At 38.2% G+C, this 13,701-nt stretch carries 14 protein-coding genes; 7 read left to right on the forward strand and 7 right to left on the reverse strand.

What is annotated here, in order from left to right:
* Positions 1-4: 4 nt before the first annotated feature.
* From PLANO_RS04390 to yhaM, 5 genes are all read left to right on the forward strand, one after another.
* Positions 5-904 carry an ABC transporter ATP-binding protein gene (locus tag PLANO_RS04390; RefSeq protein WP_038703287.1) on the forward strand — a complete coding sequence of 300 codons (900 nt, stop codon included), beginning with the start codon at positions 5-7 and terminating at the stop codon, positions 902-904.
* Positions 897-2,147 carry an ABC transporter permease gene (locus PLANO_RS04395; RefSeq protein WP_038703288.1) on the forward strand — a complete coding sequence of 417 codons (1,251 nt, stop codon included), beginning with the start codon at positions 897-899 and terminating at the stop codon, positions 2,145-2,147. Before PLANO_RS04390 ends, PLANO_RS04395 begins: the two co-directional genes overlap by 8 nt.
* A 116-nt stretch (positions 2,148-2,263) precedes the next feature.
* Positions 2,264-3,481, forward strand: a complete 1,218-nt coding sequence (locus PLANO_RS04400) for a metallophosphoesterase family protein (RefSeq protein WP_038703289.1) — start codon at positions 2,264-2,266, stop codon at positions 3,479-3,481.
* Between the two features lie 4 nt (positions 3,482-3,485).
* Entirely contained in the window at positions 3,486-6,326 is a 2,841-nt protein-coding gene (locus PLANO_RS04405; protein WP_038703290.1) for an ATP-binding protein, read from the forward strand.
* Positions 6,323-7,261 (forward strand): 3'-5' exoribonuclease YhaM, encoded by a 939-nt coding sequence (gene yhaM / locus PLANO_RS04410; RefSeq protein WP_038703291.1) that lies wholly within the window; start codon positions 6,323-6,325, stop codon positions 7,259-7,261. The genes PLANO_RS04405 and yhaM overlap by 4 nt, the downstream gene beginning before the upstream one ends.
* A gap of 109 nt (positions 7,262-7,370) precedes the next feature.
* On the opposite strand, the gene PLANO_RS04415 is transcribed toward yhaM, so the two are convergent.
* The 7 genes from PLANO_RS04415 to PLANO_RS04445 form a co-directional block, all read right to left on the reverse strand.
* The gene (locus PLANO_RS04415; protein WP_038703292.1) at positions 7,371-8,261 is read right to left on the reverse strand and encodes a peptidylprolyl isomerase; all 891 of its coding nucleotides are present in this window, start codon (positions 8,259-8,261) and stop codon (positions 7,371-7,373) included.
* 106 nt (positions 8,262-8,367) lie between these two features.
* Positions 8,368-8,553, reverse strand: a complete 186-nt coding sequence (locus PLANO_RS04420; RefSeq protein WP_006828367.1) for a hypothetical protein — start codon at positions 8,551-8,553, stop codon at positions 8,368-8,370.
* Between the two features lie 61 nt (positions 8,554-8,614).
* Positions 8,615-9,160, reverse strand: coding sequence for a DUF3267 domain-containing protein (locus PLANO_RS04425; RefSeq protein WP_038703293.1), 546 nt, complete (start codon positions 9,158-9,160; stop codon positions 8,615-8,617).
* 100 nt (positions 9,161-9,260) lie between these two features.
* Entirely contained in the window at positions 9,261-9,824 is a 564-nt protein-coding gene (locus PLANO_RS04430) for an HTH-type transcriptional regulator Hpr (RefSeq protein ID WP_081976627.1), read from the reverse strand.
* A 207-nt stretch (positions 9,825-10,031) separates the two neighbouring features.
* The gene (locus PLANO_RS04435; RefSeq protein WP_038703294.1) at positions 10,032-10,451 is read right to left on the reverse strand and encodes a YtxH domain-containing protein; all 420 of its coding nucleotides are present in this window, start codon (positions 10,449-10,451) and stop codon (positions 10,032-10,034) included.
* Positions 10,452-10,576: 125 nt separating this feature from the next.
* Positions 10,577-11,107 (reverse strand): tryptophan transporter, encoded by a 531-nt coding sequence (locus tag PLANO_RS04440; RefSeq protein WP_038703295.1) that lies wholly within the window; start codon positions 11,105-11,107, stop codon positions 10,577-10,579.
* A gap of 105 nt (positions 11,108-11,212) precedes the next feature.
* Positions 11,213-11,644 carry an HIT family protein gene (locus tag PLANO_RS04445; RefSeq protein ID WP_038703296.1) on the reverse strand — a complete coding sequence of 144 codons (432 nt, stop codon included), beginning with the start codon at positions 11,642-11,644 and terminating at the stop codon, positions 11,213-11,215.
* Positions 11,645-11,753: 109 nt separating this feature from the next.
* Between PLANO_RS04445 and PLANO_RS04450 the strand changes: the two genes are divergently transcribed.
* Positions 11,754-12,503, forward strand: a complete 750-nt coding sequence (locus tag PLANO_RS04450; protein WP_038703297.1) for an ABC transporter ATP-binding protein — start codon at positions 11,754-11,756, stop codon at positions 12,501-12,503.
* Positions 12,487-13,689 carry an ABC transporter permease gene (locus PLANO_RS04455; protein ID WP_038703298.1) on the forward strand — a complete coding sequence of 401 codons (1,203 nt, stop codon included), beginning with the start codon at positions 12,487-12,489 and terminating at the stop codon, positions 13,687-13,689. Before PLANO_RS04450 ends, PLANO_RS04455 begins: the two co-directional genes overlap by 17 nt.
* Positions 13,690-13,701 lie beyond the last annotated feature (12 nt).

Raw genomic sequence — 13,701 nt, forward strand, 5'->3', positions numbered from 1 at the left:
TGAAATGGCTTTGCATGTTGAACAAGTAACAAAAAGATTTGGTGATTTCACAGCAGTGGACAATCTTTCGCTGTCGATTGAAGAAGGGGGAATGCACGGGTTTCTTGGAGCAAACGGAGCTGGGAAAACGACTACATTTCGAATGATTTTAGGTTTATTAGACCCGACAGAAGGTTCAGTCCGTTGGAAAGGAAAGCCCATTACATATGCAAGTAGTCCAGAAATAGGTTACTTACCAGAAGAACGAGGACTTTATCCGAAAATGAAAGTCGAAGAGCAATTGGTTTATTTAGCACAATTGCGAAAAATGTCTAAAGGAGATGCGAAACGTGAAGCGGCCGCTTGGCTAGAGCGTTTTGAAGTGCCTCATTACGGACAGAAAAAAGTAGAAGAGTTATCAAAAGGCAATCAACAAAAAATACAATTGATTGCATCGCTTTTACATAAGCCATCTTTATTAATACTTGATGAACCATTTTCGGGACTAGATCCAGTCAACGTTGAAATGTTAAAGGAAGCTATTCTAGACTTTCAAAAGCAAGGAGCAACCATTGTTTTTTCTAGCCACCGTATGGATCACGTAGAAGAATTATGTGATGACATGAGCATTTTGGACCGTGGAAAAGTAGTGGTTGGTGGATCGATAAAAGATGTGAAACGCTCTTTTGGTAAACAAAATGTTCGTATAAATATGGACGCAGATCTTAGTCATTTAAGTGGAATTACAGGAGTTGATACCTTTACGAAAACAAAAGATGGCGCTGTTTTTCAGATAAGTGATGAACAGGTTGCACAACTATTATTGACTAGGGCAATGAAACTCGGGACACTTCGTCACTTTGCAGTAGAAGAACCTTCATTAGAAGAAATTTTCATCGCAAAGGTAGGGAGACGACATGCATAGTTTTTGGATTATTTTTAAGCAAGCGTTTATAACTAAGGCCAGAACAAAATCATTTCTTATTACAACGAGTATTGTTGTCGCCGCCTTTTTCTTACTAGCAAATATTTCGAATATCATCGCAATTTTTGATGGAGATGAAAATGAAGAAAACACCTTGCATGTAGTTAGTGAAAATCCCGCGTTGCTGGAAAATTTACAAGCGCAATTAGCATTGACGAATAGTGAAATAGAAGCTGTGCCAACATATTTAACAGAAGCAGAATTACAAAAAAGTATTACAGAAGGCTCTATTGATGATTATTTAGTGTTAATGCTGGACGAACAATTAACCGCTCGCTACGTATCCGAATCTGCCAATGAAATGGGCGGAGGGGCTGAAATTGAAAATGCTGTCCAAGCAATACATACAGCTATTACTGCCGAATCACTCGGACTAGATGACAACCAGGTGGTGCAGTTATTTAAGCCCGTTGAATTTGAACGGCAAGCTATTTCCGAATCTTCTAAATCACAAGAAGAGCTGAGTCAGGCAAGAGGGCTTGTATATGTATTGATTATGTTAATTTATGTCGCGGTAATTTATTATCCGAACATGATCGCCATGGAAGTAGCAACGGAAAAATCATCTCGCGTTATGGAAATTTTAATATCAAGTGTGTCACCTGTTAAGCATATGTTTGCTAAAATTGCAGGCATCGGCAGTCTAGGTATTTTGCAGATGATGATTTTCGGAATGGCGGGTTATTTTGCCATTCAATCAGCCGGTACGGATTTGACTGAAGGGGTATTTAGCGTCATGGGTTTTTCTGAAGTGAAAATTAGTACATTCTTGTTTGCGATACTCTTTTTCTTACTCGGTTATTTCCTCTATGCGGTACTCGCGGCATTGCTCGGATCGTTGGTAAGTCGCACAGAAGATGTGCAGCAACTCATGTTACCTATGATGATTTTAATTATTATTGGATCATTGATCGCTTTCTCAGGAATATCCGTGCCAGAAGCTAGTTACGTCACCATTTCATCCTACATTCCGTTTTTTGCCCCATTAGTGATGTTTTTGCGGGTAGGCATGCTCGATTTGCCATTATGGGAGCCGCTATTGTCAATTGGGATTATGCTCGTGACCATTGGTATTCTGGGCTGGTTCGGTGCAAGGGTTTACCGTGGAGGCGTATTAATGTACGGTTCTTCACAATCATTAAAAGATATTCGTAAAGCCATTCATTTAGGCAATAAAAAATAAAAAAATTCGTTCGAACTATTCAACTGTTTGCAGGAAACTTTCTGCAAACAGTTTTTTAAAAGGCACGCTCATGGTAAAATAGGAACAAATATTCGGTAGTTAGAAGGGGATTATTTATGGAGTCGATTCGATTTATCCACACAGCAGATTTGCATTTGGGAAGCCCTTTTATCGGTATGAAGGATTTGCAAAAAGAGCAATGGAAAAAATTAAAAGATAGCACATTAGCAGCATTTGATCGATTGATTCAATATGCTTTAAAAACCAATCCGGATTTTGTCTGTATTGTGGGCGATATTTATGATGGAGAAGATCGTAATATTCGGGCTCAAGCTCGTTTTCAAAAAGGAATGGAACAACTCGCAGAGAGAAATATTCCCGTCGTTATATGCTTCGGCAACCATGATCATTTGAGCGGTAATTGGACGCGCTTTGAACTTCCGAAAAACGTGCATGTGTTTGATAAAGCGGTTTCTCAGTTCACTCTAAATACAACTGCGGGTCCAGTTATTTTTACTGGCTTTAGTTATGGTAAGCGTCATGTGAGCGAATCCATGGTAGAACATTATCCAGTCGCACAAAAACTAGAATGCTATCACGTCGGCCTTCTTCATGGCAGTCTTGAAGGAGACGCGACACACGCTGTTTATGCGCCTTTTAAAAAAGAACAGCTAGTTAGCAAGCAATATGATTATTGGGCGTTAGGGCATATCCACAAGCGTCAAGAGCTCTCTTTAGAGCCAGCCATGGTTTACCCTGGAAACATTCAAGGGCGCCATCGGAAAGAATCCGGTGAAAAAGGCTTTTACGAAGTTACATTATCAAAAGAAGCGACACATTTGGATTTTGTTCCGACTTCTGTTGTTCAATTCGATCAAGTTGCGATCTCTGGTCAAGGCGTTGTTCATATGAACGAATTGATTGAGCTTTGTCAAAAACAACTAAACTTATTGAGTGACACTGCTGGAGCGATGATTATTGAATTGGTATTCACAGAATTAGACCAAGATAGTTTCGCGCTACTTGCTGAAATTCCAGAAAGTGAATTATTGGAGATGCTTCGGGAGTCCTTAGAGGATTTAGATTCATTTGTTTGGATACAAGGGGTGCATTTGCAGCAAATCGAGCAAGATGCTGAGCTCTCTCCGTTAGGTGTAACATTGATCGATACAATGGAAAGCTGGAGAACAGACGATTGGAAAGTAGTGCTTCAGGATTTGTATCGACATCCAAAAAGTAGCCGTTTTTTAGAAGCAGTAGAAGAGCAAACGATTCAAGAGCTTCAACTAGCAGCTGCCCAAAAAATCCGGCGCACGATGCAGGAGGGAGAGTGATGGCATGAAAATCGAAAAATTAGTAATCTATGGATTTGGAAAGCATGAAAATCGTACCATCGAATTAGGAAAACAAATGATTTTGTTTTATGGACCGAATGAAGCTGGAAAAACGACAGTTCAGCAATTTATTATTCAAGTTCTTTTTGGGTTTCCAGCACGCAATCAAACGCAATTGCGCTATGAGCCAAAAAATGGTGGTAAATATGGTGGTCAAATTTATTTAACTGACCCGCAATACGGTAAGCTAGTCATTGAGCGGATACAAGGAAAGTCGGCTGGGGATGTGACGGTGACTTTTGAAGACGGGCGAAGAGGTGGCGAAGCTGAGCTAAAGCAAATCGTGCGAAATTACGACCGGGCTTCTTTTGAAGCGGTTTTTTCGTTTTCGATACATGAATTGCAAGGACTTGATCAGCTTAGTGAAACTGAACTGAGTCGTACGCTGCTTGCTTCAGGGACAACGGGGATTGATGCATTAACACATTTAGAAAGTCAGCTAGAAAAGCAAATGGCTGAACTGTTTAAAAAAAGCGGACGCAAGCCGCAATTAAATGCTTTGGCAGAAGAACTTCGTGAAATGGAAGTTCGGCTAAAAGACTATAGGCAACGCGCCGAACTTTATAGTCCATCAATCGAGCGTTTACAGGCTATTGAGAAACGCTTACAGGCTATTGAAGAAAAAGAAATACAAATGGACCAGCGGCTGAAAGAAATCAGTAAATGGCAACAAGCCGCTCCATTACTAGCAAATCAATCGACATTGATTGAGCAATTAAACAAATTGGCAATCACCCAATTTCCTGCAGAAGGCAGACGACAGATGGACCGTTTAGAAGACAAGCTGACACAAAGCAAAGCAGATATGGATTATTTGACGAAGCAGCTTGATCGTTTAACAGATCCTGCCCGTGTGGATTCTATGGATTTTATTGAAAATTTATTGAATCGTGAATCTGATTGGCATCAATTAAACGTTCAATTGCTGCAGAAACAAAATGAAGCAATCGAGTTAACTGAAGAATGTGAAGAATTATTATCACTTCTCGGACTTACTGAACAACAAGCGATGGATATAGATGTTTCGTTAAGCCAAGAAGAGCAGCTAGCAGAGCGCTTAAAAGAGTTAGATATAGAAGAAGAAAATCAACGGTTTAATCAGCGAAGTTTACAAGAAGAAAAAGATAATCTGTTACGTGCAGAACAAAATCTAGCTAACTTTCTAGCGCAGGAACCAACCGAGAAAGAACGATTGGCTGCAGAAGAGTGGCTGAAAGCTTCCGCTCAGCTAGCAGAAGCAAAAGCCGCATCTACCTTTCAAAAAGGTAGTTCAGATCAAGACCGACTTGTTAAATTCGCGTTAGTAGGTATTGGATTAACCGTTGCAGCTTACGGCTTTATGCAATCTGCTATTTTACTTATTGTAGTTGGATTAGTAGCAATGGGCGCAGGTCTATGGATTTTCATGAAAACGACAAAATCCAGTGAGTTGTCAAACGATTATTCTGAGGTTCTAAAAAAATATGAGGGCAAAGAACCAGAGTATGAAAGGATAGTAAAAAAAGTTGCGGAGTTTGACTTGCAACTAGATGTACTAATGAACAATATTGAGACAAGCAAAAAGAATATAGCTAGATACTCATCCATCAAGTCAAGTTCTCAAGCTGAAAAAGCGTATCAGCAACTTTTACTTGAAATTGGTTTAAGCCCAACTGTTCGACGTACGATGGCAATGGAGCTTTTTGAGAAGTTGCGCAAAGTTCATGCATCTTCTTCACGTCTAGTACGCATTAATGACGAAATAGAGCAAATCAAATCTCGACAGCAAGAGTGGGTAGACAAAGCACAACAAGCATGTAAAAAAGAAATCGCAAATGAAGGTTTGATTGCTTCATTGCGTTCAGAGCTATCGAATCGAAAGCAACAACAAGAACACTGGCACAAAGTAAAAAATGAACAATCTAATTTGCAAGAAAAATATGAGCAGCTGGTAGCATTCCAAAATCAACTTGAAAAAGAACAACAAACTTTAATGAAATATGCTCAGGCGGAAGAAGTTTTTGATTTTTACCGGTTGGCTGATGAGTGGGACAAAAAGCAGGAAATGGAACGAGCACTCGAATTGACACAAGAACAATTACACGCGATTGGGAACGTGGAACTCCGTCCAACCTGGGAGCCTGAAGATGCACAGCAAGCGATCGAACAAATTCAAGTAGAGTTAAACCAGTTAAAAGCGGAGCGAAATGAGCTGTTGAAAGAACAAGCAGACAAGCAGCAATTAACACAAATGTTAGTGACTGATACTTCGTATGAAGAAGAGCTGCAACAATTTGAAGAAAAAAAAGCAAGTTTTGTTAATTTAGCGAAACAGTGGTCAGTCAACAAAGCGGTTGTCGAGGCAATCAACCAAACAATGAATGAACTTAAAGAGAAAAAGCTTCCTACTGTATTGGCCAACGCCCAACGTTATTTTACTAAATTAACAAATGGTGCTTACCATGGACTGAATATGAATCAAGTAGGTTATTTTGAAGCGAAGCGCCACGATGGCACTTATTTCCCGATTTCGGAACTAAGTCAAGCGACAAAAGAACAAGCCTATTTGGCTTTAAGATTGTCGTTAGCCGTTTCAATGAAAAAAAGTCATCCGTTTCCAATCATTATGGACGATGCTTTTGTTCATTTTGATCGCAGTCGGTTGCAGCAAATGATAAACTTAGTGAAAGAGTTGCAGGTAGAGCATCAATTTATTTACTTTACATGCCACGAAGATATGCAACAGGCTTGGCCAAATGTACAAATCATTCAATTGGCTAATACCGAAAGGAGCGTTCATTCATGACCAAAGAAATTACACAGTACGCAGTTGGAGAAACGGTCGATGTTTTCTTGCTGATCAAGCAATCAGTTAAAGGAGTCACAACTACTGGAAATCCATTTATCTCGCTCGTGTTACAAGATAAGAGTGGAGATATTGAAGCGAAGTTATGGGATACAAAAGATGAGCAGGAAAAAATATTCGCTGCAGAAACCATTGTCCGTGTTGGTGGAGAAATTCACAACTACCGTGGGAAAAACCAATTGCGTATAAAAAGCATTCGCCCAGCAAAACCAGAAGAAAATCAATCAATCTCTGATTTGTTGCCTTCTTCCGAAAAATCAGCAGATGAATTGCTTGAAGAAGTTATGAAGTATTTGTTTGAAATGGAAAACCCTCAAATTCAGCGAATCACTCGCTTTATGCTAAAAAAATACCAACAACAATTTTTAACGTATCCAGCAGCAACACGTAATCACCATGATTATGTGTCAGGACTAGCAGATCACGTTGTATCAATGCTGAAATTAGGAAAGGCCTTAACTGAGATTTATCCAGGGCTTAACAAAGATTTATTATTTGCAGGAATCATCTTACACGATATCGGAAAAGTCATCGAACTTTCTGGACCTATCGCCACAACTTATACGGTTGAAGGCAATTTAATAGGACATATCTCGATTATGGTTACGGAAGTTGCAAAAGCAGCTGAAGAGCTAGAGATTGAAGGGGAAGAAGTCATGCTCTTACAACATATTATCCTTTCACATCATGGCAAAGAAGAGTGGGGCAGCCCGAAAAAGCCAATGCTCAAAGAAGCCGAAATGCTGCATTACATCGATAACATAGATGCCAAGATGATGATGTTGGACCGTGTACTTGGCAAAACAAAAGAAGGCGAGTTCTCGGAACGCGTTTTTGCTTTAGACAATCGTTCATTTTATAAACCAAAAATTTAATAAGGATTTAACGAAAAAGCCGAGAAGAATAGACTATTCTTCTTGGCTTTTTCACATGAAAAAACCGCCTCAACAAGTTATGAAAATAACTATTGAGACGGATATTTTTTTATTCAGCTGGAACTTTTGGTGTTTCTGGATTTAAAATATCATCCAATGCACCTTCAAGATCTTTGTCTTTAATTTCAACATTGGCTTCTTTCATCAAATCAGCAACTTTTGGAAGTAAAGTAGTTTGATCTGCTTTTGAAAGTGCGATTTCTGTGCGTAGCTCTTCTTTTTGATCTTCTAGAGCAGGCTGGTCTTCAATTTGACGTTTCTCAAGAACTTGAATGATATGAAAGCCGTATTCTGAAGCGATAGGCTCACTAATCTCATCGACTTCAAGTCCGTAAGCTGCTTCTTCAAACTCAGGAACCATTGCTCCTGGTCCGAACCAATCAACATTACCGCCGTTTGCAGCAGAACCTGTATCTGTTGAGTTTTCTTCAGCTAGTTTCGCGAAATCGCCGCCTTCATCTAATTGCTTTTTAAGTGACGTAGCAGTTTCTTCATCAGCTACAAGAATGTGACGAGCATTTAACTCAGTACCTTGACGGTCATAGTAATCCTGTATTTCTTGATCAGATACTTCTATACCTTCAGTTAAAGCTTTTTCTTGCAACAAGTTTAAGCGAATTACTTTTTTGTAGCTTTCTTCTGTTTGATTGTTTTGAGTAAGAAACTGATCAAACTCTTCGCCAAGTTCTTCTTTGTTGCTGTCGTATTCAGCGTCTACTTCTTTGTCTGTGACTTCATACTTGTCAGCAAGCACCTTTTCAATTAGTAAAATTTGAATCGCTTGTTCGCCAATTGATGTTTTCATTTCTTCATAAAGTTCATTTTTTGTAATATCGCCAACATCAGAAGTGACGATAGCTTTTTCGTCACCGCTGTCGCTACAAGCCGATAAAGTTAGTACAGATGCTGCTAAAGTAAATGTTAAAAAGGATTTTTTCATTAGATTCGCTCCCAACTTTCTATGTATGTGCAGTAGTTACTATACTATAAATATAATGTAATGTGCAAAGTTCCTAAAAAAATACACTTGCCAGAAGGCAAGTGATTTAAGGTGTAAATTCTACGCCTACATACAACGATACCAGTAGTATTGTAATTAATATGTTAATTGTCCGGAATATTTTTTGGTGATTTTCTTCCGGAATTTCTCTAGAAGTGACTAATGCCAATGTCATCCGGTTAATCTGAAAAAGATAAAACACGGAGAACATAACGATAAACGCGATAATCATGAATTTCCTCCCCTCTAACTTTACTTCCTAGTATAACAAAAAAGGGAAGAAAAAGCAGATATCAGCTCATCACTGGTGGCACAAGAATTTCAAATCCGGTTTCTGTTTCTTCTATTAACGCGTATTTAGGCGAACGCGCTAGGTTCCGAAGATAGATGATGTCGGTTAAGCATAGTGCGCAATGATATGCCAGCAGCATAGCAAAATAATGGCTGAAAGCTGGAAACGTAAGACTTAATGTCACTAGAGCAGTATTTAATACGAAGAACGGTGTAGCTAGTGACAATAGAAAACGAATTTTTGGAACCGGTTCATTGATATGAAGTGAGATAGAAGGACAGACCTTCATTTGTTTACGAATAATAAATTTTAGTGATTTATGACAACCGATTAACGGTAAAAAATGCAATAGCTTATGAACTGGGTAGATTCCGAGTAAGGCTAAGATAAAAAATAGAAAATACTGATCGGATAAGGGAGTGGCATAAATGATTGTAAGCCCGATATAGGCAGTCATAAACACAGCGATTCCAAAAAGTGCAGAAATCATAAAAAGCCGGTCAAATCCATATTGTTTTTTTAAGTTAATTGTTTTCCAGCAGTGCATATGTGCATCCCCTAATACTAAATTCATTTTTGATTCGCTACATACAATACAATGAATTATAAGGAAATGCAACCATAATTTTTTATTTACAAAATACTTATTATTGCTGGTTTTTTTGATGCGTAATTACTTGGTTTTCTTCAGTGAATTTACTCTCAATATTTTTAAAAGAAGCTTCGAAAATTTCCATGAAATCTTCTCCATAAATGTTTCGAATAACAGCCATAACATCCATAAATTCTGGGAATTTCCCGTACAATTCGCGTAGAGGCAGGGAACCATCAATAACAGAGTGAGGGGTTTCATGATAGTTCTCAATCATTTCTTGCATTAAAGCTTCTCCTTTTTCTGTTAGCTGTACATAAGTATTTCGTTTATCTGTATCGCGTTTTGAAAAAGAAAGCAGTTCACGTTCTTCTAATTTTTTGGAGAAGTTAAAAGCTGTTGAAACATGCATTACACCAAATTTTGCCACATCTGAAATTGAAGCTCCTTTTAAATGATAGGAGATCCAAAGAATGTGGTGCTCGTTAATATTCAAATCATAAGGTTTTATCCACATTTGCCAGTCTTTTTCTACCGCTTTCCAAAGTGCTTTTGATAATTGACCGATGCGTTGACTAAACAGCATGGCTTCTTTCATCGAATATTCTTTCTCGTTCACACAGGCACCAACTTTCCTCCAAAATCTTTTCTTTATTATAGCAGTAAAGCAAACGTAATTAAAGTAAGAATAGTAAAATAATTTACAACATAAAGATTTTATGGAAGAGAGCAGGAGAGTTCTATGTTGAGATACTTACAAACAACTGATATGGTGCTTTTCTTGAGAAGATAGGATGAAAAAAATAGCCACCCGAAGGTAGCTGTTTTATGCGCTTTCTGTATCGTCGTCCACTTTTTCTGATTTTGGTTTATTATCGGATTTTGACTGCTTGTCTTTGCTGATCGTGTTTTGCAAGTCTTCGATGGCATTTTGAATTGCCATAATTTCAAGTTGCAAATGTTCTTTGGCAGGACCAGTACTCTCTGTCCAAGTTTCTAGCGAAGCTTTTAAACCTTCAACTGCTTCAGGTAATTGCGACTTAGCTTCTTCTGTTAAATGAGTGATGGATTCTTTTAAGCTATTTACTTTGTCTTTTAGTTCAGTTAAATAATCTTTCCATTCTGATGATGCGGTTTTCACACTAGAGCGAAAATCCTCTCCTGATTGTGGTGCAGAAAATAATGCTGCTGCAGCTCCCATAGCTAATCCAGTTGTAAGTCCTAAGAAAAATCTTGATGCTTTCATACGTGAAACGCCCCTTTCTTTCTATGTACTTCTTTTCCTCTATTATACCTAATTCAAACATATTAATGAATGGCTATTCAATAAAAAATGCTTTCTCCTATTAAAAACAGGAGAAAGCATTTGTCTTATGCAGCTGGTGATGCGGCAGTATCGAATTTTGAACGTTTGACTAACGTAATCACAATTGGGTAAATAAAAGCAAAAGCAACTCCGTTTAGTAATACGGCAGGCAATACTACAGTAACCAGTAATAATGTAAAAGGAATATTAGCGCCAATGACAAATATTGCTGCTGAAAGGAAAATCGCGCCAGATAATAAAGTGCCAATTGCTACAAGACCAATCGTGACCGGTAGCTTAGTAACAAATTTCTTTAACATCATCACTAATGCAAGAAAAACGAAGGCAGTGATAAACTTATCAATAATATTCGGGAAAAATCCTCCAGGGAATGTTGAGAATAGTCCTGATAAAACACCCGTTGTCACTGCTAATAAAAAGACATTTTTTACATTTGGAAATAAAAGAATGCCAACAAACATCATGGTTAACATAAAGTCTGGTTTCATTCCACCATTGATGCCTGGAATTATTACATATAGTGTGGCTCCGACGCTGACTAACAACGCCATTAAAACTAGATTTTTCGTATTCATTTTCTCATCTCTCCTCAGCTCTACGCTATTTTCTTTTTCCCGATCGTGTCCTCATGACCGCCGGCGAAAAACTTATTCTGATTCTATCTTGTCTGCTAAAGAAAATCAAGCATCTGCGTTTAGTTTTATTTTTACGCTTTCCGCAAGTTCTTGAATGCGTTCGGATGTAAACTCTTTTTCTTTCGTCATCCATTTTGCGCCGAAGCCATCAGTTTGACCATAGCGCGGAATAAAGTGCAAGTGGAAGTGGAATACACTTTGTCCTGCTTTAGCACCGTTATTATTTAGTAAATTCATGCCTTCAGGTTGAAATGTTTCGTTAATCGCTTTTGCAATTTTAGGGGCCACTGCAAATAAATTACCTGCTTCTTCTGGTGTCATGTCATAGACGAACTCACGATGTGATTTAGGAATGAGTAAAGTGTGCCCCTTTGATAAAGGCATAATATCCATAAAGGCGAAGACATGTTCATCTTCGTAAATCTTTACGCTTGGAATCTCACCTGCAATGATTTTGCAGAAAATACAATTAGTCATTCGTATCATCCTTTCCATTTTTTCCATTTTAACATATTTGCCATATCAAAAAAGAATTCAACAGCTAGTTTTGATACAATAGTTTAGTAGAAAGAAAGAGGTGTAATAAATGGCTATTTTGGAAGTGGACGCATTAACAGGTGGGTATACACGAAAGCCTGTTTTGCAAGAAGTGACATTTTCGATTGGTAAAGGTGAGCTCGTTGGATTGATTGGCTTGAATGGTGCGGGAAAAAGTACTACGATTAAACACATTATTGGATTGATGCAACCAAAGTCAGGACAAATCCGTTTGAATGGAAAAACTTTTGAAGAAGATATGGATAGCTATCGTTCTTCGTTCTCCTATATTCCAGAAACACCGGTATTATATGAAGAACTTACTTTACGAGAGCACCTTGAACTCACTGCGATGGCTTACAACATAGATCCGAAACAGTTTGAAAAACGTTCTGCAGAACTATTAAAAGAATTTCGGATGGAAAAGCGTTTAAAATGGTTTCCATCGCATTTCTCTAAAGGGATGCGTCAAAAAGTGATGATCATGAGTGCATTTTTAGTAAATCCAGCGCTTTACATTATCGATGAACCTTTTGTTGGCCTTGATCCACTAGGGATTAAATCTTTATTAGACCAAATGGAGCAACAAAAGAAAAAAGGCGCTTCAGTATTAATGTCGACGCATATTTTGTCTACAGCTGAACGCTATTGCGACCGAATCATTTTGCTTCATAATGGACGTGTTCGAGCAAGTGGAACGATGGCTGATTTACGACAGGCGTTTAATATGCCTAATGCTTCACTAGATGATTTGTATATTGCAATGACCGAGGATGAGTTAAATGAAGAATTTGCATGATATTTGGTCAAAAAGACTTCATAAATACACTGTTGAAGTACAAAACTATTTAAAGTTTATTGTTACAGGTCATATTGCAGTTGTTATGCTATTTGCTTTAGGTGCAGCAGGATTTGCTTATAGTGAATGGATTCAAGACGTTCCACCGGCATTTCCTGGAGCGTTTATATTAGCAGTGATTTTCGGCTTTTTATTGGCGCTCAGTCCGCCATCTACTTTATTAAAAGAAGCGGACATGGTGTATTTTTTACCGTTGGAAAGTAAGTTGGATGACTTTTTAAAACCGGCTTTAAAATGGTCATTTTTGTCCCAATTGTATTTGCCGGTAATTGTCTTTGTTGTTTCATTGCCAATGGTTAATGCATTATATGGCTTATCGTCATCGTTCTTAATCGGCTTTCCGATTTTGTTGTTATTAATCAAATGGTGGAACGTTCAGACCGAATTTGCTTTTCGTAAACAAGGGGCAGGGGAGCAAGTCTGGCTTGATCGACTTGTGCGTTTTCTATTAGTTGGATTGTTTGTTTATTTTTATATAGAAAATTTATTAGTAGTCGCAGTCCTTATCTTGTTTGTCATCATTTTTTATGGGAAATGGATAACACGTAAAGCAGTAGGGAAGCCGTTTGCTTATGAACATTTTATTGGATTAGAAGAAAATCGCATGTTGCGTTTTTATCAATTCGCAAATTACTTTACAGATGTGCCCCACTTAAAAGGGAAAATAAAAGCGAGAACTTGGTTGAATTGGGTTTATGGATGGATCCAACCAGGTCCGAAAAATGCTCATTTGTATCTCGTGTGCAGAACCTTTATCCGCTCAGATGAGTTGTTTTATTTATGGGTGAGGTTAACTGTAATTATCATGGTAGGTGCTTGGTTTATTCCGTTTCAAATCGGAGTTGCCTTGTTTGCAGGAGCTTTAGCATTCGCAACAGCGATTCAAATTTGGCAAGGACTAACTCATACGCAGCATTTCCGAATGGATAATTTATTTCCGCTGACACAATTCAGCAGGCAAGGAGCGGTTTGGAAGCTAATTATTGGTCTGCAATCGCTACAAAGTTTAGCAGTGGCTGGAGTTCTCGTCATATTGGGTGAACCTGTTACAGCATTGCTGACATTTGTCATTATTTTAGCCGTTTCATTTGTTACAGTTACTGTTTTGAAAAATAAAAAGAAATAAACAAAGCCCGAC

Source organism: Planococcus sp. PAMC 21323 (assembly GCF_000785555.1).
GTDB lineage: Bacteria > Bacillota > Bacilli > Bacillales_A > Planococcaceae > Planococcus.